Source organism: Pseudomonas sp. NPDC089401, from assembly GCF_044749485.1.
Lineage (GTDB): Bacteria > Pseudomonadota > Gammaproteobacteria > Pseudomonadales > Pseudomonadaceae > Aquipseudomonas.
This window is the reverse complement of record NZ_JBIVIA010000007.1, coordinates 146,148-169,622: the sequence shown is the minus strand read 5'-3', so window position 1 is coordinate 169,622 and position 23,475 is coordinate 146,148. Positions and strand designations below refer to the sequence as shown.

The 23,475-nt window shown below is 64.8% G+C and carries 18 protein-coding genes; 1 reads left to right on the top strand and 17 read right to left on the bottom strand.

All coding sequences use genetic code 11. From position 1 onward, the window contains the following. Positions 1 to 277: 277 nt before the first annotated feature. From gcvT to arcD (ACIP21_RS17340), 11 genes are all read right to left on the bottom strand, one after another. Positions 278 to 1,399: a glycine cleavage system aminomethyltransferase GcvT gene (gene gcvT / locus ACIP21_RS17390; RefSeq protein ID WP_400689862.1), complete on the bottom strand. Its 1,122-nt coding sequence runs from the start codon at positions 1,397 to 1,399 to the stop codon at positions 278 to 280. 26 nt (positions 1,400 to 1,425) lie between these two features. Next, the gene (locus ACIP21_RS17385) at positions 1,426 to 2,802 is read right to left on the bottom strand and encodes an L-serine ammonia-lyase (RefSeq protein ID WP_400689859.1); all 1,377 of its coding nucleotides are present in this window, start codon (positions 2,800 to 2,802) and stop codon (positions 1,426 to 1,428) included. Positions 2,803 to 2,939: 137 nt separating this feature from the next. Beyond that, positions 2,940 to 5,795: an aminomethyl-transferring glycine dehydrogenase gene (gene gcvP / locus ACIP21_RS17380; RefSeq protein ID WP_400689856.1), complete on the bottom strand. Its 2,856-nt coding sequence runs from the start codon at positions 5,793 to 5,795 to the stop codon at positions 2,940 to 2,942. A gap of 11 nt (positions 5,796 to 5,806) precedes the next feature. Further along, positions 5,807 to 6,190 (bottom strand): glycine cleavage system protein GcvH, encoded by a 384-nt coding sequence (gene gcvH / locus ACIP21_RS17375; RefSeq protein ID WP_400689853.1) that lies wholly within the window; start codon positions 6,188 to 6,190, stop codon positions 5,807 to 5,809. Between the two features lie 279 nt (positions 6,191 to 6,469). Further along, a complete protein-coding gene (gltS, locus tag ACIP21_RS17370) occupies positions 6,470 to 7,675 on the bottom strand; it encodes a sodium/glutamate symporter (protein WP_400689850.1) in 1,206 nt (401 codons plus the stop codon). 106 nt (positions 7,676 to 7,781) lie between these two features. Further along, complete coding sequence (locus ACIP21_RS17365; protein WP_400690231.1) at positions 7,782 to 9,290, bottom strand: sigma-54-dependent transcriptional regulator; 1,509 nt, start codon at positions 9,288 to 9,290, stop codon at positions 7,782 to 7,784. Between the two features lie 153 nt (positions 9,291 to 9,443). Then, entirely contained in the window at positions 9,444 to 9,812 is a 369-nt protein-coding gene (locus tag ACIP21_RS17360) for a DUF5064 family protein (RefSeq protein ID WP_400689848.1), read from the bottom strand. 55 nt (positions 9,813 to 9,867) lie between these two features. Beyond that, on the bottom strand, positions 9,868 to 10,797 hold the full coding sequence (arcC, locus tag ACIP21_RS17355) for a carbamate kinase (RefSeq protein WP_400689845.1): 930 nt from the start codon (positions 10,795 to 10,797) through the stop codon (positions 9,868 to 9,870). Positions 10,798 to 10,974: 177 nt separating this feature from the next. Further along, entirely contained in the window at positions 10,975 to 11,985 is a 1,011-nt protein-coding gene (locus ACIP21_RS17350) for an ornithine carbamoyltransferase (protein ID WP_400689842.1), read from the bottom strand. A 71-nt stretch (positions 11,986 to 12,056) separates the two neighbouring features. After that, positions 12,057 to 13,310, bottom strand: coding sequence for an arginine deiminase (gene arcA, locus ACIP21_RS17345; RefSeq protein ID WP_400689840.1), 1,254 nt, complete (start codon positions 13,308 to 13,310; stop codon positions 12,057 to 12,059). 32 nt (positions 13,311 to 13,342) lie between these two features. Continuing rightward, positions 13,343 to 14,770 (bottom strand): arginine-ornithine antiporter, encoded by a 1,428-nt coding sequence (gene arcD, locus ACIP21_RS17340; RefSeq protein WP_400689838.1) that lies wholly within the window; start codon positions 14,768 to 14,770, stop codon positions 13,343 to 13,345. A 428-nt stretch (positions 14,771 to 15,198) separates the two neighbouring features. Between arcD (ACIP21_RS17340) and arcD (ACIP21_RS17335) the strand changes: the two genes are divergently transcribed. Beyond that, a complete protein-coding gene (arcD, locus tag ACIP21_RS17335; protein WP_400689836.1) occupies positions 15,199 to 16,626 on the top strand; it encodes an arginine-ornithine antiporter in 1,428 nt (475 codons plus the stop codon). Here the strand turns inward: arcD (ACIP21_RS17335) and ACIP21_RS17330 are convergent. From ACIP21_RS17330 to gap, 6 genes are all read right to left on the bottom strand, one after another. Next, entirely contained in the window at positions 16,606 to 17,019 is a 414-nt protein-coding gene (locus ACIP21_RS17330) for a YbaN family protein (RefSeq protein WP_400689833.1), read from the bottom strand. The genes arcD (ACIP21_RS17335) and ACIP21_RS17330 overlap by 21 nt on opposite strands. Positions 17,020 to 17,073: 54 nt before the next feature. Then, positions 17,074 to 17,667: a biliverdin-producing heme oxygenase gene (locus ACIP21_RS17325; protein ID WP_400689830.1), complete on the bottom strand. Its 594-nt coding sequence runs from the start codon at positions 17,665 to 17,667 to the stop codon at positions 17,074 to 17,076. A gap of 177 nt (positions 17,668 to 17,844) precedes the next feature. Beyond that, positions 17,845 to 20,430, bottom strand: coding sequence for a TonB-dependent receptor (locus ACIP21_RS17320; protein ID WP_400689827.1), 2,586 nt, complete (start codon positions 20,428 to 20,430; stop codon positions 17,845 to 17,847). Between the two features lie 125 nt (positions 20,431 to 20,555). Beyond that, positions 20,556 to 21,515 (bottom strand): FecR family protein, encoded by a 960-nt coding sequence (locus ACIP21_RS17315; protein ID WP_400689824.1) that lies wholly within the window; start codon positions 21,513 to 21,515, stop codon positions 20,556 to 20,558. Between the two features lie 90 nt (positions 21,516 to 21,605). Further along, complete coding sequence (locus ACIP21_RS17310) at positions 21,606 to 22,118, bottom strand: RNA polymerase sigma factor (protein WP_400689821.1); 513 nt, start codon at positions 22,116 to 22,118, stop codon at positions 21,606 to 21,608. 207 nt (positions 22,119 to 22,325) lie between these two features. After that, a complete protein-coding gene (gap, locus tag ACIP21_RS17305; protein WP_400689818.1) occupies positions 22,326 to 23,327 on the bottom strand; it encodes a type I glyceraldehyde-3-phosphate dehydrogenase in 1,002 nt (333 codons plus the stop codon). Between the last annotated feature and the right edge of the window lie 148 nt (positions 23,328 to 23,475).

Here is a 23,475-nt window from a genome sequence, read left to right as displayed (position 1 = left end):
TGCAGGAAAGTAAGAGACGTCGAACGGGTTGTAGCAAATATAGGCTACTGGCCCAGGTCACGAACTGTTGCGACCCATGCAAACACAGTGCACTGACTCTACGCCAACTCCCGAGAAAAAAACAAGCCCTTGGTCGTATGGAAAATCGGCCTTTTGCCGATCACCGACACATTTGCCGGAGCGGGCGTGGCGCCTGGCCTGGCGACATGTTCAAAAGTTATTGGGCAGGTTCGAAATCGAATATGTCGAACCTGCCGGCAAACCTCAGACAGAACCTTCAACCCCGATAGTAACGCTGTGCAACGAAAGGCATTTTGCTGACTTTCAAGCCAACCTTCTTGCCCCGCACCACGGCAAACAGTGGGGTGTCGAGTGCGCTCTGTTCGATATCGACATAACCCATTGCAAGCGGTGCGCCGAGTGTCGGGCCGAAGCCGCCACTGCACACTTTGCCGACTGTTTTATCGGCCGCATCGACAATCTCCGCGCCTTCGCGCACCGGTGTACGTTCCTGTGGCAGCAGGCCGACCCGTTTGCGCGCCACGCCCTGCTGTTGCTGCGCGAATACCATTGCCGCACCCGGAAAGCCGCCGGCACGGCTGCCATCGGCGCGACGCACCTTGGAAATGGCCCACAGCAGGCTGGCTTCGACCGGCGTGGTGGCGCTGTCCATGTCGTGGCCATACAGGCACAGGCCGGCTTCCAGGCGCAGCGAGTCACGTGCGCCCAGGCCGATCGGCTGTACCTCAGGCTCGGCCAGCAAGCGGCGAGCCAGGGCTTCGGCGGCGGCGACCGGCAGCGAGATCTCGTAGCCGTCTTCGCCGGTGTAGCCCGAACGGCTGACGAAGCAATCCTCGCCCAGCAGATTGATCGGGCGGAACCGCATGAAGGTCATGCCGGCCACTTCCGGCGCCAGGCGCTCGAGCACCTTGGCCGCGGCGGGGCCTTGCAGGGCCAGCAGGGCGCGTTGCTCGAACAGCGGCTGCACCTCGCAACGGCCACCGATGTGCTGTTGCAGATGGGCCAGGTCCTGGTCCTTGCAGGCGGCGTTGACCACCAGGAACAGCGTGTCGTCACCCAGGTTGGCGACCATCAGGTCGTCGAGGATACCGCCCTGTTCGTTGGTGAACATGGCATAGCGCTGCATGCCCACCGGCAGGTCGATGATGTCCACCGGCACCAGGCTTTCCAGGGCTGACGCCGCATCGGCGCCGCGCAGGATGATCTGGCCCATGTGCGAGACGTCGAACAGCCCGGCCTGCTCGCGGGTGTGCAGGTGCTCCTTGAGCACCCCCAGGGGGTACTGCACCGGCATGTCGAAGCCGGCGAACGGCACCATGCGCGCGCCCAGTTCCAGGTGCAGGGCGTGCAGCGGGGTCTTTTGCAGTGTTTCGGACATCGATGACTCCTTGGTTGTTTGTCGGGTCAACATTCGATGATGTTGACGGCCAGACCGCCGCGGGCGGTCTCCTTGTATTTGCTTTTCATGTCGGCGCCGGTCTGGCGCATGGTGCGGATCACCTTGTCGAGCGACACGTAGTGCTGCCCGTCGCCGCGCAGGGCCATGCGCACCGCGTTGATGGCCTTCACCGAGCCCATGGCGTTGCGTTCGATGCAGGGCACCTGGACCAGCCCGCCGATCGGGTCGCAGGTCAGCCCGAGGTTGTGTTCCATGCCGATCTCGGCGGCGTTCTCCACTTGCTGCGCGGTGCCGCCCATCACTTCGCACAAGGCTCCGGCAGCCATCGAACAGGCCACCCCGACCTCGCCCTGGCAGCCGACTTCGGCGCCGGAAATCGAGGCGTTTTCCTTGTAGAGGATGCCGATGGCGGCGGCGGTGAGCAGAAAGCGCACCACGCCGTCTTCGCTGGCGCCGGGAACGAAGCGCATGTAGTAGTGCAGCACCGCCGGGACGATGCCTGCCGCGCCATTGGTGGGGGCGGTGACCACGCGCCCGCCGTAGGCGTTTTCCTCGTTGACGGCCAGGGCGTACAGGTTGACCCAGTCGAGCACCGACAAGGCATCGCGCAGGCTGGCCTCCGGGTGGCGGCTGAGCTGGCGGTACAGGGCCGGCGCCCGGCGTTTGACCTTGAGCCCGCCGGGCAGGATGCCTTCGTGACGACAGCCGGCTTCGACGCAATCCTGCATCACCTGCCAGATGCGCAGCAGGCCGGCGCGGGTCTCGGCCTCCGTGCGCCAGGCCGCCTCGTTGGCCAGCATCACCTGGCTGATCGACAGGTGCTGCGCGCTGCAATGGCCGAGCAGTGCCTTGGCGGTCGTGAACGGGTAGGCCAGTGCGGTGCTGTCCTCGACGATGCGGTCTTGCCCTGCGGCGTCCTCGTCGACCACGAAGCCGCCGCCGACCGAGTAGTACTCGCGGCTGCGGATTTGCAGGCCGGCGGCGTCGAAGGCACGGAAGATCATGCCGTTGGGGTGATAGGCCAGCGGTTTGCGGATCATCGCCAGGTGCTGCTTTTCGACGAAGGCGATGGTGTGCTCGCCGAGCAGGCTGAGCTGGCCGCTGTCGCGGATGGCGTGCAGGCGGGCGGGGATGGACTCGGTGTCGACGGTGTCGGGGTGCTCGCCTTCGAGGCCGAGCAAGACCGCCTTGTCGCTGCCATGGCCCTTGCCGGTGGCGCCGAGCGAGCCGTACAGCTCGGCCTTGACGCATACCGTGTTGGCCAGCAGGCCATCGCGGCGCAGCCCCTCGGCGAAACGCGCGGCGGCGCGCATCGGGCCGACCGTATGGGAGCTGGAGGGGCCGATGCCGATCTTGAACAGGTCGAAGACGCTCAGTGACATGGTGACCTCCTGCCAGGTTCGTGAGGCGGACGGTGACCCCTGTGGGAGCGGGTTCACCCGCGAATGCGGCGATGGAGCCACCATCGTATTCGCGGGTGAACCCGCTCCCACAGGGTATGTGGCAAGCCTGGGAGCGATCAGGCGTCCTGATAGCTCTCGATCGACGGGCAGGCACAGACCAGGTTGCGGTCGCCGAACACGTTGTCGACCCGACCGACCGGTGGCCAGTACTTGCCTTCCACCAGGCTCGGCAGCGGGTACACCGCCTGCTCGCGGCTATAGCCATGGGCCCATTCGCCAACCAGCTCGGCCGCGGTGTGCGGGGCGTTCTTCAGCGGGTTGTCGTCCTTGTCCAGGCTGCCGCTCTCGACCGCGCGAATTTCTTCGCGGATCTGGATCATCGCGTCACAGAAGCGATCCAGCTCTTCCTTGGACTCGCTTTCGGTCGGTTCGATCATCAGCGTGCCAGCCACCGGGAAGGACATGGTCGGGGCGTGGAAGCCGAAGTCGATCAGGCGCTTGGCCACGTCGTCGACGCTGATGCCGCTGGTGTCCTTGAGCGGGCGCAGGTCGAGGATGCACTCGTGGGCGACCAGGCCATTGCCACCGGTGTACAGCACAGGATAGTGCTCTTCCAGGCGACGGGCGATGTAGTTGGCGTTGAGGATCGCCATCTGCGAGGCACGCTTGAGGCCGGCGCCACCCATCATGCGGATGTACATCCAGGTGATCGGCAGGATGCTGGCGCTGCCGAACGGCGCGGCGCACACCGCGCCGGCGGTGTGCTCGAGCTGCGCGTGGCCCGGCAGGAACGGTGCCAGATGCGCCTTGACGCCGATCGGGCCGACGCCCGGGCCGCCACCGCCGTGGGGGATGCAGAAGGTCTTGTGCAGGTTCAGGTGCGACACGTCGCCACCGAACTTGCCCGGGGCGCACAGGCCGACCATGGCGTTCATGTTGGCGCCGTCGATGTACACCTGGCCGCCGTTGTCGTGGATGATCGCGCAGATCTCGCCGATGGCTTCCTCGAACACGCCGTGGGTCGACGGGTAGGTGATCATGATCGCCGCCAGGCGCTCGCGGTGCTCGATGGCCTTGGCCCGCAGGTCCTCGACATCGACGTTGCCGCGGGCGTCACAGGCGGTGACTACCACGCGCATGCCGGCCATGTGCGCGGTGGCAGGGTTGGTGCCGTGGGCCGAGGACGGGATCAGGCAGATGTCGCGGTGGCTTTCGCCGCGGCTGCGGTGATAGGCGCGGATCGCCAGCAGGCCCGCGTACTCGCCCTGGGAGCCGGCGTTGGGCTGCAGCGACACGGCGTCGTAGCCGGTGGCGGCGCAGAGCATGGCCTCCAGCTCGGTGGTCATCTGCAGGTAGCCCTGGCTCTGGGCGGCCGGGGCGAATGGGTGCAGGTTGCCGAATTCGGCCCAGGTCACCGGGATCATCTCGCTGGCGGCGTTGAGCTTCATGGTGCACGAGCCCAGCGGGATCATGCTGCGGTCCAGCGCCAGGTCCTTGTCGGCCAGGCGGCGCAGGTAGCGCATCAGCTCGGTTTCGCTGTGGTAGCGGTTGAACACCGGGTGCTCGAGGATCGCCGACTGGCGCAGCAGGGCGGTTGGCAGGCGCGAGCCGGTGCTCGCGGCCAGGGCGGCGAAGTCAGGCTGGGCCTGCTCGGCGCCGAACAGTTGCCAGAGCGCCTCGACGTCGGCCTGGGTGCTGGTCTCGTCGAGCGACAGGCCCAGGTGGCCGGCGTCGATCTGGCGCAGGTTGATGGCTTGGGCGCGGGCCTTGTCGTGCAGCGCGGCGGTGGCGCTGCCGGTGGCCAGGGTCAGGGTGTCGAAGGCGGTTTCGCCAACCACCTCGAGGCCCAGGATTTTCAGGCCGGCGGCGAGGATCGCGGTCAGCCGGTGGGTGCGTTCGGCGATGCGCTTGAGGCCAGCCGGGCCGTGGTACACGGCGAACATGCTGGCGATGTTGGCCAGCAGCACCTGGGCGGTGCAGATGTTGCTGGTGGCCTTCTCGCGGCGGATGTGCTGCTCGCGGGTCTGCATGGCCAGGCGCAGGGCGGTCTTGCCGAAGCGGTCGATCGACACGCCGACCAGGCGGCCGGGCATGTCGCGCTTGAACGCGTCGCGGGTGGCGAAGTAGGCCGCGTGCGGGCCGCCGAAGCCCAGCGGCACGCCGAAGCGCTGGGCGCTGCCGATGGCCACGTCGGCGTCGAATTCGCCCGGCGCGGTCAGCAGGGTCAGGGCCAGCAGGTCGGCGGCGACCGCCACCAGGGCATTGGCGGCGTGGAAGCGCTGCACCAGCTCGCGGTAGTCGAACACTTCGCCGTTGCTGGCCGGGTATTGCAGCAGTGCGCCGAAGAAGGCGCTGACATCGCCCAGTTCGCGTTCGTCGCCGACCACGATCTCGATGCCCAGCGGCTCGGCACGGGTACGCAGCACGTCGAGGGTCTGCGGGTGGCAGTGCACGGAAGCGAAGAAGGCGTGGCTGGCCTTGTTCTTCGACAGGCGCTTGCAGAAGGTCATGGCCTCGGCGGCGGCGGTGGCTTCGTCGAGCAAGGATGCGTTGGCGATCGGCAGGCCGGTGAGGTCGCTGATCAGCGTCTGGAAGTTCAGCAGCGCTTCCAGGCGGCCCTGGGAGATCTCCGGTTGGTAAGGGGTGTAGGCGGTGTACCAGGCCGGGTTTTCCAGGAGGTTGCGCAGGATCGGCGCCGGGGTGTGGGTGTTGTAGTAGCCCTGGCCGATGTAGCTCTTGAACAGCTGGTTCTTGCCGGCGATGGCTTTCAGCGCGGCGAGGGCATCGGCCTCGCTCTGGCCGTCTTCCGAGCCGAGCACGCTGGTGCCCTTGATGGTGTCGGGGATGACGGCGGCGCTCATGGCCTCCAGCGAGTCGAAGCCGAGGGTGGCGAGCATGGCTTGCTCGTCGGCGGCGCGTGGGCCGATGTGACGGGCGATGAATTCGTTGGCGGTGCCGAGGTTGTTGGTCATGGTCGGGTTCCTCAAGCGTCGTCGTTGGCTTTGATCAGGCGGTCGTAGGCGTCCTGGTCGAGCAGGGCTTCGACTTCGGCCATGTCCACCGGTTTGAAGCGGAAGAACCAGCCTTCGCCCAGCGGGTCTTCGTTGACCAGCTCGGGGCTGTCATTGAGGGCGTCGTTGACGGCGACCACGTCGCCGCTCAGGGGCATGTACACGCCACTGGCGGCCTTCACCGATTCGACGGTGGAAGCTTCGGCGCCTTTCTCGTAGGGCTGCAGTTCCGGCAGTTGCACATAGACCACATCGCCAAGGGCGTTCTGGGCGTAGGCGGTGATGCCCACGGTGACGCTGCCGTCGGTTTCGACGCGCAGCCATTCGTGATCTTCAGTGAAACGCAACTCGCTCATGGGAATTCCTCGGGAAGCAGGGCGTTGGGCGCGGTGCCTCCGCGCTCTTGGGTTGAGGAACCCTAAGCAAAAAAGCGGCCATCTAATAAAATCGCTTATAAATCAATAACTTAAATATTTATCGAGGGACTTTTGTCACGCTTGTGGAATGAAATCGATACAGCACAGGCTGGCTAGAAAAGCGTTTCAGGATCAAACCCTTGCGCAGCGGCGCCAAAGTCGAGCTGTATCGAATTCAGTACGTTGTATTGAAATCGATACGGCATGGTCAGGGAAGGCTCAGGTTGCGACGAAGAACGGCAACGCCAGATACAGCTTGATCACGATCACATTGATGATGTCGATAAAGAACGCTCCCACCATTGGCACCACCAGAAACGCCAATTGCGATGGCCCGAAACGGTGGGTGACCGCCTGCATGTTGGCGATGGCGGTTGGCGTGGCCCCCAGGCCGAAGCCGCAATGCCCTGCTGCCAGTACCGCGGCATCGTAGTTGCGTCCCATGACCCGGAACGTGACGAAGATCGCAAATAGTGCCATCAGCAACGTCTGCGCCGCCAGAATGATCAGGAACGGCAAGGCCAGTGCCGCCAGGTCCCACAGTTTCAGCGACATCAGCGCGATGGCCAGGAACAGCGCCAGGCTGACGTTGCCGAGTACCGAGACTTCCCGCTCGAGCACCTGGTACAGGCCCAGCGCCGATAGCCCGTTGCGTAGCAATACCCCGACAAACAGCACGCAGACGAACGTCGGCAGCTCGAAAGCGGTGCCGTGCAACAGGCCACTGAGCAGGGTGCCGCCAAGCAGGCTGACCGAGATCAGTGCCAGGCTCTCGATGAACGAAAGTGGGGTGATCAGGCGTTCTTTGCGGGGCTCTTCGAAGCCCCTGGGCAAATGGGGCACCGCCTGTTCGAAGCCGGGTGTCTGCACGCGCTTGATCAGCAGTCGGGCTACCGGGCCACCGATCAGGCCACCCAGTACCAGGCCAAAGGTGGCGGATGCCAGGGCCAGTTCGGAGGCAGAGGCCAGGCCGTATTTTTCGCTGAACGTGGTGCCCCACGCCGCGCCGGTGCCATGGCCGCCGGACAAGGTGATCGAACCGGTCAGCAGGCCCATCAGCGGGTCGAGCCCCAGGGCTGCCGCCAGGCCTATGCCCAAGGCGTTCTGCGCCAGCAGGAAGCCGGTCACCGTGAGCAGGAAAACCCCGACGACGCGGCCGCCTTTCTTCAGGCTGGCGAGGTCGGCATTCAGGCCGATGGTGGCGAAAAAGGCCAGCATCAACGGCGCCTGCAGGGACGTGTCGAATTGCACCTTCAGCTCGAAACTGCGCAAGCCCAGCAGGATCAGCGCCACCACCAGGCCACCGGCGACCGGTTCAGGGATGTTGTAGGTGCGCAGCACGGTGACGCGCTTTACCAGGCCGTGGCCCAGGAGCAGGACCAGGGAGGCGGCGACCAGGGTGCCGTAGAAGTCGAGTTGCAGCATGGGAGGCGTTCTTTTCAGCTACGGAGAAGCGCGCCATTTTACCCGGCCGGCTGACAGAAAAATGATCGAACGTGTAGGTAAAATCTGATTGTTGGCAAGGAAAAGGTCATACCTTTCCAGAAATCCCATATTTGCGCAGGCGCTGCGCAATCGCCGTGTGCGAGGTTTGCAGGCGCCCCGCCAGCTGCCGGGTCGAGGGATAGCTGGCGTACAGGCGTTGCAGCAGCTCGCGCTCGAAGTCGCCGACTGCCTGCTCCAGGCTCGCCACCTCGCCATCCTGGCCACGGGCCACGGAGGTGCCGGCGATGTCCAGGTCACCGATGTCGACCAGGTTGCTCTCGCAGATGGCTGCCGCGCGAAAGATCACGTTTTGCAGTTGCCGCACGTTGCCCGGCCAGGGGTTGGCCAGCAGCGCCGAATGGGTGGCCGGGGTCAGCCGGCAAGGCGGGCGCTGGATCTGCGTGCAGGCCTGCTGCATGAAGAAGTGCGCGAGCATCAGGATGTCCTGGCCACGGTCGCGCAGCGGCGGCACCTGCAGGTTGAGGACGTTCAGCCGGTAGAACAGGTCTTCGCGGAAGGTGCCTTCGGCCACCATGCGCTCCAGGTCGCGGTGGGTGGCACTGATGATGCGCACGTCCACTTTCACCTCGCGGTCGCCGCCGACCCGGCGGAAGCTGCCGTCGCTGAGAAAGCGCAGGAGCTTGGCTTGCAGGTACGGCGACATCTCGCCGATCTCGTCGAGAAACACCGTGCCCTGGTTGGCCAGCTCCATCAGCCCGGGCTTGCCGCCCCGCTGCGCGCCGGTGAAGGCGCCGGGGGCATAACCGAACAGCTCGCTCTCGGCCAGGCTCTCGGGCAGTGCGGCGCAGTTCAGGGCCAGGAACGGCGCGGCCTGGCGGCTGCTGATGGCGTGGCAGGCACGGGCCACCAGCTCCTTGCCGGTGCCCGTTTCACCGTGCACCAGCAGCGGTGCGTCGAGGGCTGCCACGCGCAGGGCACGGGCCTTGAGGGTACGAATCGCCGGGGATTCGCCGAGCAGTGCGTCGAAGCCTTCGGCGTGGTCGTGGTGCAGTGCCGACAGGCGCTCGCCCATGCGGTTGGGCGGGTACAGGGTCAACAGGCCGCCGGCGTTGGTGATCGGGCTGGCGTCCAGCAGCAGGCTCTGGCCGTTGAGCTGCATTTCGCGCATCGGCAGGTGGAAGTTGTTGTCCAGCAAGGCCTGCAGCAGGCCGGGGTCGTTGAACAGTTCACCCACCGAACGCCCGGCCGATTCGCGGCCGCACAGGGCGATCAGCGCGGGGTTGGCGAGCAGCACCTTGCCGGCGCTGTCCACCGCCAGCACCGGGTCGCTCATGGCCGCCAGCAAGGCGTCGAGCTGCAGGTGGCGGCGTTGGCCGGGGAGGATGTCGACCACGTCCACCGACTGCACGCCGTGCACCTCGAACAGGGCGTCGTGGAGCTCTTCGAGCACGGCCGGGCTGAGGGTCGGGGCGTCGATGTAGACGTTGGGCGGGACCATCTCCACCGCATCCAGGTTGAGGTTGCGGGCACCGAGCAGGGCGAGGACTTCCTGGGTGATGCCGACGCGGTCGATGAAGCTGACGTGGATGCGCATGGAGAGGCGGTGGTCGTGGCCGGGGAGGGCAGTAGTATGCCTCAACATCGCCGGGGCCGCTTTGCGGCCCTTTCGCGACACAAGGCCGCTCCTACAGGTATGTGTAGGAGCGGCCTTGTGTCGCGAAAGGGCTGCAAGGCAGCCCCGGGGCGATCACTCCAGGTGTTCGGGCTTGATCGGGTCGCCGGACTTCACATCCAGCTTCTGGCGGATATCCTCGAACATGTAATCGTAGAGCTTGTGCGGCGAGCCAAGATTTTCGAACTTCTTCGGAGCCGGCAAGTAAGACTGGGCCGTGCGGCTCAGCTTCATCAGAAAGCTCGGCAACACCTGATCCTTGGGCAGGAAGAATCTTTCGTCGACAGGCTTGCCTTCGATGCTGCCGTGCATGCGGAACTGGATGCCTCGGCCTTCTTCGGGATCTGTCTGCGCCTCGTACTCGATGTAGAGGTCGTAACTGTGGTCGTTGTTGTTCAGCGCGGCGCGCTCGATATGGACATGCCCCGGCTCGTACTTGGCCATGACGGAATCCTCCGGAAGGTGAACAGAGCGGGCCACAGAGGCCCGCCGACTGCATTCAACGGTAGCTTATGCCGGGCTTGGCGGTGGACACGCGGGTGCCGGCGGAGCCTTTGACGATGTCTTCGATGTTCTCCAGCGAGCTGATCACCGCCACCTTGCCGGTGTGGCGGGCGAAATCGCAGGCGGCCTGCACTTTCGGCCCCATGGAGCCGGCGGCGAAGCCAAGGCGTTCGAGTTCGTCGGGGTGGGCCTGGGCAATGGCCTTCTGCGTCGGCTTGCCCCAGTCGATGTAGGCGCCATCGACGTCGGTGGCGATGACCAGCAGGTCGGCTTCCAGTTGTTCGGCCAGCAGCGCGGAGCACAGGTCCTTGTCGATCACTGCCTCGACGCCCTTGAGCTTGCGGTTCTCGTCATACAGGGTCGGGATGCCGCCGCCGCCGGCGCAGATCACGATGCTGCTTTTTTCCAGCAGCCACTTGATCGGGCGGATCTCGAAGATGCGCTTGGGTCTGGGGCTGGCGACCACCCGGCGGTACTTGTCACCGTCGGGTTTGACCACCCAGCCCTTTTCCTTGGCCAGGCGCTCGGCCTCGTCCTTGGTGTAGACCGGGCCGATGAACTTGGTCGGGTCCTTGAAGGCCGGGTCGTTGGGGTCGACCTCGACCTGGGTCAGCAGGGTGGCGAACGGCACCTCGAAGTCGAGCAGGTTGCCCAGTTCCTGCTCGATCATGTAGCCGATCATGCCTTCGGTCTCGGCACCGAGCACATCCAGCGGGTAGGCCTCGTCGGGCTTGTAGGCATTGCCCTGGAGCGACAGCAGGCCGACCTGCGGCCCATTGCCGTGGGCGATGACCAGCTGGTTGCCGGGGTGGATCTTGGCGATCTGTTCGGTGGCGGTGCGGATATTGGCACGCTGGTTGTCAGCGGTCATGGGCTCGCCGCGGCGCAGCAGGGCGTTGCCGCCCAATGCAACAACGATACGCATGGGGAATGTCCTTTAAGCAAAAGAGATGAGCGCTGCTCGGGGGCTGGACACCGCCCCTGTGGGAGCGGGTTCACCCGCGAAGGCGTCAGCCCAGGTAAAGATGCTGGTGCTACCGACGCATTCGCGGGTGAACCCGCTCCCACAGGAGGCGGAGTTGCCTGGCCTGGCGAGTCAGCCTTACAGGTCAGCCAGCGTCGAAACCAGGATCGCCTTGATGGTATGCATGCGGTTTTCCGCCTGCTCGAAGGCGATGCAGGCCGGCGACTCGAACACGTCGTCGGTCACTTCGATGCCGTTGGCCAGGTCCGGGTACTGTTCGGCGATCTGCTTGCCGACCTTGGTCTCGGAATTGTGGAACGCCGGCAGGCAGTGCATGAACTTGGTCCGCGGGTTGCCGCTGGCCTTCATCAGGTCCTTGTTCACCTGGTACGGCTTGAGCAGCTTGATGCGCTCGCCCCAGGCTTCGATCGGCTCGCCCATCGACACCCAGACGTCGGTGTGGATGAAGTCGACGCCCTTGACCGCGGCCTTGGCATCTTCGGTCAGGGTGATGCGGGCGCCGCTTTCTTCTGCGTATTGCTTGCAGCGGGCGACCAGGTCGTCATGGGGCCACAGGTCTTTCGGCGCGGCGATGCGCACGTCCATGCCGAGCTTGGCGCCAATCAGCAACAGCGAGTTGCCCATGTTGTTGCGGGCGTCGCCCAGGTAGGCATAGCTGATGTCGTGCAAGGGCTTGTCGCTGTGCTCGCGCATGGTCAGCACGTCGGCGATCATCTGGGTCGGGTGGTATTCGTCGGTCAGGCCGTTGAACACCGGCACGCCGGCGAACTTGGCCAGTTCCTCGACGATTTCCTGCTTGAAGCCGCGGTACTCGATGGCATCGTACATGCGCCCGAGCACGCGGGCGGTGTCCTTCATGCTCTCCTTGTGGCCGATCTGCGAGGAGTTGGGGTCGATGTAGGTGACGTTGGCGCCCTGGTCGTAGGCGGCCACCTCGAAGGCGCAGCGGGTGCGGGTCGAGGTCTTCTCGAAGATCAGGGCGATGTTGTTGCCCTTCAGGTGCTGCTGCTCGGTGCCGGTGTACTTGGCGCGCTTGAGGTCGCGGGACAGGTCCAGCAGGTACTTCAGCTCGCGGGTGGTGTGGTGTTCGAGGCTGAGCAGGTTGCGGTTGTGGATGTTGAACGCCATGACTTTTCTCCTTGAGTGTGGTGAACGTCCCGGCCGTCACTTCGTGGGTGCGGCCGGGTGTGCGATGGGCGTCAGTAGTCGACAGGGTCGCGTACGATCGGGCAGGTCATGCAGTGGCCGCCGCCCCGGCCCCGGCCCAGTTCGCCGGCGCTGATGGTGATGACCTCGATGCCGGCCTTGCGCAGCAGGGTATTGGTGTAGGTGTTGCGGTCGTAGCCGATGACCACACCGGGTTCGATGGCCACCACGTTGTTGCCGTCGTCCCACTGCTCGCGCTCGGCGGCGAAGCTGTTGCCGCCGGTCTCGACCACGCGCAGCTTGACGCCGAGCTGCTCGCCGACCACTTCGATGAACGACTTGTCGATGCGGCGCACGTCCATGCCGTAGGGCTTGCTTTCGTCCGGGCGGATGATGAACGGCACGATCTCTTTCACCACTTCCGGGAAGACCGTGACCAGGTCGCGGTCGCAGAAGCTGAACACGGTGTCCAGGTGCATGGCGGCGCGCGACTTCGGCAGCCCGGCGACGATGACTTCCTTGACCGCGTTCTTGGCGAACAGGTTGCGTGCCAGTTGGCCGATGGCCTGGCGCGAGGTGCGCTCGCCCATGCCGATCAGCACGATGCCGTTGCCGATCGGCATCACGTCACCGCCTTCGAGGGTGGACTGGCCATGCTCCTTGTCCGGGTCGCCGTACCAGACCTGGAAGTCGGCGTTGGTGAACTGCGGGTGGAACTTGTAGATGGCGGTGGTCAGCAACGTTTCCTGGCGACGCGCCGGCCAGTACATCGGGTTCAGCGTCACGCCACCGTAGATCCAGCAGGTGGTGTCGCGGGTGAACTGGGTGTTGGGCAGTGGCGGCAGGATGAAGCTGGAGTGGCCCAGGTAGTCGTTGTACATCTTGACCACGTCGGTGCCTTCGCTCTGTGGCAGGTCCTGGCCCGCCACGCCGCCGATCAGGAATTCGGCCAGGTGGCGCGGCTCGAGGCCTTCGAGCCAGCTGCGCACCTCGTTCTTCAGGCCCACGCCGACGGTGTCATCGGTGATCTTGCGGTCGAGGATCCAGGCCAGGGCCTCTTTGTTCTGCACGATGTCGGTCAGCAGGTTGTGCATCTCCAGCACGTCCACGCCGCGCTCGCGCATCTTGGTGACAAAGTCGAAGTGATCGCGCTTGGCCTGGTCGACCCAGATCACGTCATCGAACAGCAACTCGTCGCAGTTGCTCGGGGTCAGACGCTTGTGCGCCAGGCCCGGGGCGCAAACCATTACCTTGCGCAGCTTGCCAGCTTCGGAGTGCACGCCGTACTTGTGTTTTTCAGTGGACATCGTTCAATCCTCCATTAAGGCAAATACGTGGGTCACAGGGTCAGGAAGCCGTCGTACAGGCCAAAGGCTGCCACCAGGGCGCCGACGACCACGGCAGCGAAGATCAGTTTTTCCACGTTGGTGAAGATCGGTTGACCCAGCTCATGCTTGGCCTTGGCGAACAGGATCGCGCCAGGGGCATACAGCAGGGCCGAGAGCAGCAGGTATTTCACGCCGCCGGCATACAGCAGCCAGATGGCGTACAGCAGGGCGATGGCGCCGATGACCAGGTCTTTCTTGCGTTCGGCCAGGGCCTGTTCGTAGGTTTCGCTGCGCAGTGCCAGCAGGAAGGCATAGGCCGCCGACCACAGGTAAGGCACCAGGATCATCGAGGTGGCGAGGTAGATCAGCGACAGGTAGGTGCTGGCGGAGAACAGCGTGATCACCAGGAAGATCTGCACCATGGCGTTGGTCAGCCACAGGGCGTTGGCCGGCACCTGGTTGGCGTTCTCGCGGCGCAAAAACGCCGGCATGGTGTGGTCCTTGGCTGCGGCGAACATGATCTCGGCGCACAGCAGCACCCACGACAGCAGCGCCCCGAGCAGCGAGATGATCAGGCCGACGCTGATCAGCACCGCGCCCCAGTGGCCGACCACGTGTTCGAGCACGGCCGCCATCGACGGGTTCTGCAGCCTGGCCAGTTCCGGTTGGGTCATGATGCCCAGCGACAGCACGTTGACCAGCACCAGGAACAGCAGCACGGTGACGAAGCCGATGACCGTGGCCTTGCCCACGTCGGCGCGTTTTTCCGCACGGGACGAGAAGATGCTCGCCCCCTCGATGCCGATGAACACCCAGACGGTGACCAGCATCATGTTGCGCACCTGGTTCATCACGCTGCCCAGCTCCGGTGTGCCCACGGCCCAGATGTCGGCGGTGAACACGTCGAGCCGGAAGGCGAACAGGCAGATCAGGGCGAACAGCACCAGCGGCACGACCTTGGCCACGGTGGTGACCAGGTTGATGAACGCGGCTTCCTTGATGCCGCGCAGCACCAGGAAATGCACCGCCCAGAGCAGGATCGAGGCAGCGATGATGGCGGCCGGGGTGTTGCCCTCGCCGAAGATCGGGAAGAAGTAGCCCAGGGTGCTGAACAGCAGCACGAAGTAGCCGACGTTGCCCAGCCAGGCACTGATCCAGTAGCCCCAGGCCGAAGAGAAGCCCATGTAGTCGCCGAAGCCGGCCTTGGCGTAGGCATAGACACCGCCATCCAGGTCAGGCTTGCGGTTGGCCAGGGTCTGGAACACGAAGGCCAGCATGAGCATGCCGACCGCGGTGATGGCCCAGCCGATCAGGACCGCGCCAACACCGGCGCTGGCGGCCATGTTTTGTGGCAAAGAAAAAATCCCGCCACCAATCATCGAGCCGACAACGAGCGCAACTAGCGCGCCGAGTTTAAGTTTTCCGGAAGAATCAGACATTTAACAACTCCTGCCAGGAGAAAGTTGACATCAGCATAATGCCGATGTTCTTGCCATGAACTGACATGGATCAGTTCATCGGCACGTGATGTAGGAAGTTTCCTACACGCGACTCCTGGAGAGTGCCGACAGCCAAGCTGCAGGCCTTGTGCGCTGGCACCTCCATGTACATCTGGAACAAACGCTCTGTTTGGCCTGCGAACATTGAAACTAGCTGCTTTTCCCGCTTTGGCAAATTTCCGATAAGCATTTACGGTTTTATTAGAAACTTTTCTTGTCACCTTGCAACTGGCAATTTTGCTAGGGGTGCTGCTATAGACAAAGACGTTATGAGTGCTATAGGTTTAATTGCCTGACATTTTATATAAATGCATAAGTCCTGATGCTGCCGCTGTATTGATGGAATATCGAAGGGAGACAAGGGGCCCATGAGCGAACCGGGACAGAAGTTGCGCCTTGGCGCATTGATCGCACTGGTGGTCGGTTCGATGATCGGCGGCGGGATCTTCTCGCTGCCGCAGAACATGGCGGCACGCGCCGATGTGGGCGCGGTGCTGATCGGCTGGTGCATCACGGCGGTGGGCATGCTGGCGCTGGCCTTCGTGTTCCAGACCCTGGCCAACCGCAAGCCCGAGCTGGATTCCGGTGTCTATGCCTACGCCAAGGCCGGGTTTGGCGAGTACATGGGCTTCTCTTCGGCCTGGGGCTACTGGATCAGCGCCTGGCTGGGCAACGTCGGCTATTTCGTGCTGCTGTTCAGCACCCTGGGCTTCTACTTCCCCGTCTTCGGCCAGGGCAACACGCCGGTCGCCATCGGCTGCGCCTCGCTGCTGCTGTGGTCGGTGCATTTCCTGGTGCTGCGCGGCATCAAGGAAGCGGCGTTGATCAACCAGGTGACCACCGTGGCCAAGGTGGTGCCACTGCTGATCTTCATCGTCATCGCCGCCTTCGCCTTTCGCGCCGACATCTTCACCCGTGACATCTGGGGCCTGGGCAACCCGCAGTTCGGCAACGTGCTGGAGCAGGTGCGCAACATGATGCTGGTGACGGTGTTCGTGTTCATCGGCATCGAGGGCGCCAGCGTGTACTCCGGGCGTGCCCAGCGCCGCTCCGATGTGGGCAAGGCCACGGTGATCGGCTTTCTTGGCGTGCTGGCGCTGCTGGTGCTGGTCAACGTGCTGTCGCTGGGGGTAATGACCCAGCCTGAGCTGGCTGGGCTGCAGAACCCGTCGCTGGCGTCGGTGCTGGAGCATATCGTCGGGCCCTGGGGCGCCCTGCTGATCAGTATCGGCCTGGCGGTGTCGCTGCTCGGCGCCTTGCTGTCGTGGGCGCTGCTGTGCGCCGAGATCCTCTTTGCCACGGCCCGCGACAAGACCATGCCGCGCTTCCTGGCCAAGGAGAACGCCAACCAGGTGCCGGCCAATGCCCTGTGGCTGACCAACTGCATGATCCAGGGCTTCCTGCTGATCACCCTGTTCTCGGCGGGCACCTACACCAGCCTGATCTACCTGGCATCGTCGATGATCCTGGTGCCCTACCTGTGGTCGGCGGCCTATGCCGTGCTGCTGGCGTGGCGCGGCGAGTGCTACGCCGGGCAGCAGGCGCTGCGGCGCAAGGACCTCGCGGTGGCGGCGCTGGCGCTGCTGTACGCGGTATGGCTGCTGTACGCCGGCGGGCTCAAGTACCTGCTGTTGTCAGCCCTGTTATATGCCCCGGGGGTGATCCTGTTCGCCCGGGCCAAGCACGAGCAGGGACAGACCTTGTTCACCACCTGGGAAAAACTGATCTTCGCGGCGGTGCTGGCCGGCGCTGTGCTGGCCGCCTACCTGCTGTATTCAGGGCTGCTGAGCCTGTGACGCGGCGGGGCACAACCGCTCCGGGCGCGACCAGATCCACAGGTTGCCCAGGGTCATGCCGGCGATGGCCAGGAACACCGGCCAGTGGTGCTCGAGAAAGGTCAGCATCAGGCCGGCGCACAGCAGCATGCTGAGGGTCGCGCTGACCTTGGCGCGGCGCTGGATCACCTTGCCGTTGCGCCAGTTGTGCAGGATCGGCCCGAACAGCCGGTGGTTCTCCAGCCAGGCGGACAGGCGCGGCGAACTGCGCGTCGCGGCCCAGGCCGCGAGGAGGATGAATTCGGTGGTCGGCAGGCCGGGGATGACGATGGCGACCAGGCCTATCCCCAAGCTGACGTAAGCCAGGATGCCATAGAGCAGGCGGGACAGTTTCGAGCGGGCGGGTCGGGTCATGGTCTCACTGCAAAAAAACGTCCGGCCGCCGGTGGGGCGGCCGGTTGATGCGTCTCAGGCCAGCGCGGCGTCGGCGGCGTAGGCGTGCTTGAGCAGTTCGGTGAAGCGCTCGAACGCGGCCACCGCAGCGCGCTCGGCGGCGGCGTCTTCCTCGGGCGACAGCGCCAGGCCATCGAGGATGCGGGTGAACTGCTTCCAGCCTTCGGCGCGGCCACCGGCAGGTTCGCCGAGGTGACGAGCGCCGAAACTGTCGGACAATTCCAGGGCCACGGCACGCTTGATCAGAAACGCGGCGCCCAGTTTGGAGCCTTCGGAGACGAAGATCCAGCCCATGGCTTCAGCCAGGGTCGGATTCTGCAAGGCGCCGGGCACGGCAGCGGGGATTTCGGTGTTCAGGTCGGCCAGGTCCAGGCGGGCCTGCTCGGCGCGGCAGCGCTCGGCCAGGTCCGGGACGATGGCGATCAGTTGCGGGTCGTTGTACAGGGCCTTGAGTTCGGCCTGGAACAGGTACTGGGCGACGACGAAGCGGGCGAAGCTTTCGCGGCTGTCGAACGGCGCGTGGGATTTGACCAGGGCGTCGAGTTCGCTGTGCGGTGCGTGGGTGACCTGGTTCAGGCGTTGCGAGCGCAGGGCGGGGCGGTCGGTCATGGGGGTGTCCTTGGAAAATGAGGGCGTCTAGTGACAAGACGAAACAGCGCGGGGTGGACCGTAAAAAAACTGAATATTTGTGTTGTCAGTTCCGGCCCTTTCGCGGGCAAGCCCGCTCCCACAGGGACAGCTGTGGGAGCGGGTTTACCCGCGAAGGGCCAGACCTGCCTGTTTGGGTCAGATATCCCACACCACATTGATGGCGAAGTTGCGCCCCGGCATGGTCAGGCGGTCGAGGTTGGCCGGCTGGGTCACGCCGGCTTCACCCTGGCCGTCGTAGCCGCGCACCGAATCCCACTGCCAGTACTTCTTGTCGGTCAGGTTGTACAGCCCGGCGTTGACGGTGACGTCGTCGGTCACCTTGTAGAAGCCGCTCAGGTCCAGCACGCCGTAACCCGGGGTGCGGAACTGCGAGCTCTGGCCGTCCGGCGCGAAGAAGGTGGTGTCGTCGACGCGGGTCTTGCGCTTGACCAGGGTCCAGCTCAGCAGGCCGCCGTAGTCAGGCTGCTCGTAGCCCAGGCCGAACACGCCGGTCAGCGGGTTGACGCTGTTCAGCGGCTGGCCGTTGTCATCGTTGCGGCCGTTGGCGTAGGCGATCGATGCCTGGGTGTACAGGCCCTGCGGGGCACCGAAGTGGTCGAGGTTCAGGCGGCCCTTGATCTCGGCACCCTTGATGGTGGCGCGCTTGATGTTGTTGGCCTGGAAGGTGGTTTCCAGGTTGGCCGACTGCACGGCGTCTTCGTCGATGAAGTCGCGGTACTTGTTGTAGAACACCGCCACGTCGAAGTTGCCGGCGTCGAAGTTGCCGCGCAGGCCGGTCTCGTAGCTCTTGCTCTTCTCCGGCTCCAGGCCCGGGTTGCCCTGCACGCTGTAGCCCAGGGTCGGGTTGTCGAAGCGGCCGTACATCGACTTGGCGGTCGGCGTGCGGAAGCCTTCGGCGTACTGGCCGTACCAGGTGTAGTTGTCGTTGAAGGCGTAGGTCAGGCCGAACTTGGGCGACACCCGGTGCCACTTCTTGTCCGAGTCGTCGAGGCTGGCAGGCGCGGTGCCCGAGCCCTGGATGCCGCGCAGGAATGCGTCGGTGAACTTCGGCTCCATGCGCGTGTAGTCGTAGCGTGCGCCGGGCAGGAAGGTCCAGTTGTTCCAGCGGATTTCGTCCTGCACGAACAGGCTGTAGGTGTTGACGGTCGGGTCCGGGAAGTCGCTGACCAGGGCCTGGGCGTCGGACGTGCTGACCTGGCCGATGGCACGGCAGGTGCCGCTGACCGCCAGGCAGGTGCCGGTGCCGCTGCGCGAGCCGGTGACCTTCTCGTGCTTGAGGGTGGTGCCGTAGGTCAGCAGGTGGTCGGTGGCGCCGATGCTGAAGGCCTTGTCCAGCTGCGCGTCGAGCACCCACTGGCGGTCCTTGTAGGTGGTGTCGCGGGTGCGCAGCACGGTGCGGCTGAACGGGAAGTAGATTTCCTCGGTGCTCTGGTCGGTCTTGGCGATCTGGTAGTTCAGGCTCCACTTGACGTGGTCGGCGACCAGCGAGTCGAGGCCGAACTCATGGTTGATGCCAAAGCGTTCGCGGGTCACGGTGTCGTTGCCGCTGCGGCTGCGGTACATGCCAAGGCCAGTGCCGTTGGTGAACGGGCCGCCGACGGCGCTGAGGATGTTCTGGTCGCGGTCGTCCTTGTAGCGCTCGTAGGTGAAGCCCAGGCGCGCGTCGTCGGCGTAGTTCCAGCCGAGCTTGGCCAGCACGTTGGTGGTGCGCACGTCTTCCGGGTTGGCTTCGGTGCGGGCCAGGCCGCTGCCGCCGTGGCCACCGTAGGATTCGGTCTCGTGGCCGTTGCGCTGGCTCAGGTGCAGCAGGCCGTCGAAGTCGCCGGTGCGGCCGGCGACGGTGGCGGAGGTCAACCAGCTCTCGTCGGCCGAGCTGTAGCCGGTCTTCAGGCGTGCACCGACGTCCTTGCCGGGCTTGATGATGTCGTCCGGGTCGAGGGTGAAGTAGCTCACTGCGCCGCCGATGGCGTTGCTGCCGTACAGCACCGAGGCCGGGCCGCGGAGGATTTCCACGCGCTTGACGATTTCGGGGTCGACGTAGTTGCGCTGGGTCTGGGCGTAGGGGCCGTAGAAGAAGCTGTCGGGGATCGACACGCCATCGACCTGGGTCAGCACGCGCTCACCGTCGATGCCGCGGATGTTGTAGCCATTCAGGCCACTGCGCTGACCGGTGCCGCCAACCGATACGCCGGGCTCGTAGCGCACCAGCTCCTGGATGTTGTTGACGTTCTGCCGGTCCAGCTGCTCGCGGGTCTGCACGCTGACGGTGCTGGGTACCTGGCTGACGTCCTGGGCGTTGCGGGTGGCACTGACGGTCATCTGCTGCAGGGCGATGGCGTTGCCCGCCGACTGGCGCTCGAGCACCACATTGCCGTTGCCGATCTTGCGGTAACCCAGGCCGGTGCCCTGGAGCAGGCGCTTGAGCGCGGCTTCCGCTGGCAGCGAGCCCTGCACGCCGGGCGAGGCCACGCCGTCGGCGAGCTCGGCACTGAAACCGACCTGCCAGCCGGTGACCTGGCTGAAGGCGTTGATCGCCTCGACCAGCGGTTGCTGGGCGATGCTGAAGCGGTAGTCACCCATGCGCGGGCTGCTGGCCTGCGCCGGCTCTGCGGCCAGCGCCGGCAGGCTGCAGGCGCCACTGGCGAGCAGGGCGAGGGTCAGCAGGGACAATTGTCCCGTACGGCGGGGAAGGGTAGACGGGCGAAATGGACCAGTGGACATCGATAGCGCTCCCTGACGCGCGAACTGTTATAGGTGATGACTGTTCTCGTTTTCAAACAAGAATCAGTTGCATTGGCTATAACGAGACGGGCGGGCTGGCGCGATCGCGTAAAAATACTTTCAGGTCAGTTGATGATCACCACGGCGGGGAACTCATGGAGCTGCGCGGAAGTGATGTGGGCCAGGGCGCGCAAGGTTTCCAGCGGTTGGTCGAGGCGGTAGTTGCCGGTCACCGCCATGTCGCCGAGCTGGCTGTTGCGATTGATGATCCAGCCGGGGTAATAGCGCCGCACTTCGGCCAGCACCTGGCTCAGCGGGCAGTTCTCGAACACCAGGCGGCCGTCGACCCAGGCCAGGTCCTTGTGCATGTCCGGGCGCTGGCGCTGGCCGAAGCCCTGGGGGCCGACGCTGATGCTGTCGCCGGCGCTCAGGCGGATGCGCTGCTGGTCACTGGCGGCTTGCAGGTCGACGTCGCCGCGTTGCACCCGCACCTGGGCTTCGCCATCGAGGAAACGCACGGCGAAATCGGTGTCGCGCACCTGGGCGCGCAGCGGCCCGGCCTCGACCTCCAGCGGCTGCAGGGCGCCGCCGGGCACCTGGAAGTACGCCTCGCCCTGCAGCAGGCGCGCCACCTGGCGGCCACCTTGCAGGTCGCTGGCAAAGGCCGAGTTGGTGTTGAGCAGCACCTTGGCGCCGTCATCCAGTTGCAGGCGCTGGCGCTCGCCGACCACGGTCAGGTGGTCGGCTTGCAGGCGCACCGGCAGGTTGCCGAAGGTGAACAGCCCGACCAGCAGCACGGCGGCGGTAGCCAGCGGTTTCCAGTGCGCCCGCAGGCGCCCGGGTAGCGAGCGTCGCCGCCGCTGATGCATCTGCGTGGCGGCCTGGCGCAGTGGCGTGCCGTTCCACAGTGCCTCGGCCTCGACGTAGGCCTCGGCGTTTTCCGGGGCCGCGCTGAGCCACTGTTCGAAGGCCAGGGTGTCCGCTTCAGTGGCGCATTGCAGGCGCACCAGCCAATCCAGCGCCTCGTCCAGCGCGCGGGCGTCGGGCCCGGCGGCTGACGGGCGAGGGGCGGGGCGGTCGGTCACGGTGGGTCCTTGAAATGATTTTTTCGCATGATCCTGGCTAAGGCGGGGCGTGGCAAGGCCTTGGCCGCAATCAGGCAACCAGCGGTCGGCTCATTTGAGACGATCGGCCACGCCCATGCAGATGGCCATGATCAGTTTCAGCTCCTTTTGCACCGTACTGGCCGAGACCTTCAGTTGTTCGGCAATTTCCAGGTAGCTGGCGCCATGCAGGCGGCTGAGGATGAAGATGCGCTGCTGGCGTTCGGTCAGTTGGCTGAGGCTGACGCTCAGGTGCTTGAGCAACCGCTCGGCATGGGCGGCATCCTCGCTGCTGCCGGCGGGCGCGGCGACGTTGTGCAGGACCTCGTCGGGCACGTCGTCGACCAGCATGCGCGCCTGCACCCGGCGGGTGCGCAAATGGTCCAGGGCCAGGTTGCGGGCAGTCTGGAAAACGAAGGGCTCGAGGTGTTCGATGGGGCGCTCGCCCACGGCGCGGGACACCCGCAGGTAGGTTTCCTGCAACAGGTCTTCGGCCGTGCTGGGGTTGCCCACCATGCGCTGCAGGGTACGCAGCAGGGAAAGGCGCTGGACGAGAAAGACGGAGTTGAACCGGGACTGACTCACGGGAGGACCTGGCCGACGAAAGGTGAATGATAATGCTTATCATCTGTCTGTCAGGTCAAGCTTGGAATTGTTAGGAAAAGGTAAAGATTGCTTGCAGGAAGCTCGTCGTCGACGTTTTTGCAAGCAGACCTGGTCCCTGTGGGAGCGGGTGAACCCACTCCCACATTGACCGCGCACGCTTGCAAGGCCCGCGCATCCTCTGCTTGGCTAGCGCGCGTTGGCCAGCGCCAGGCAGTTGTCCAGCATGCGGTTGGAGAAACCCCACTCGTTGTCGTACCAGGCCATCACCTTGAGCATGCGCCCGTTGGCGCGGGTATGGTTGGCGTCGAAGATCGACGACAGCGGGTTGTGGTTGAAGTCGCACGACACCAGCGGCAACGCGTTGTAGCCGAGCACCTTGGAATGCCGGCTGGCCTCGAGGAACAACTGGTTGACCTGCTCGGCCGTGGCCTCGCGCTGAAGGTTGACGGTAAGGTCGACCAGCGACACGTTGATCACCGGCACCCGCACCGCCAGGCCGGTCAGCTTGCCGGCCAGCTCCGGCAGCACCAGGCCCACCGCCTCGGCGGCACCGGTCTTGCTCGGGATCATCGACTGGGTGGCCGAACGGGCGCGGTACGGGTCGCTGTGGTAGACGTCGGTCAGCACCTGGTCGTTGGTGTAGGCGTGGATGGTGGTCATCAGCCCCTGTTCGATGCCGAACTCGCGGTGCAGCACCTGGGCGATCGGCGCCAGGCAGTTGGTGGTGCACGAGGCGTTGGAGATGATCTGGTGCGAGGCGCGCAGGACGTCATGGTTGACCCCATAGACCACGGTGGCATCGACGCCCTTGCCCGGGGCCGAGATGATCACCTTGCCGGCCCCGGCAGCCAGGTGTGCGGCGGCCTTGGCGCGGTCGGTGAACAACCCGGTGCATTCGAAGACCACGTCGATCGCTTCGGCCTTCCAGGGCAGCTCGGCCGGGTTGCGGATGGCACTCACGGCGATACGGTCACCGTTGACCGTCAGGCTTTCGTGGTCGGCGTGCACCTCGGCATCGAAGGTGCCGTGCACGCTGTCGTACTTGAGCAGGTGGGCGTTCATGGCGCTGTCGCCCAGGTCGTTGATGGCGACGACCTGCAGGTCCTGGCGGTAGCCTTGGGTATACAGTGCGCGCAGGACATTGCGCCCGATGCGGCCGAATCCGTTGATGGCGATGCGAAGGGTCATGGCAGTACCTCTGGCAGTCCGAGTGAAAGCTGTGGCAAAAAGGGGCTTCACTGAAACGGTTTTGTTGTTGGAATTACAAGATTATTCACTGGCTGATAGAAAACAAGCCTTTTTGATGGCAGTATTTTGTTTAAACATACAACGAGTG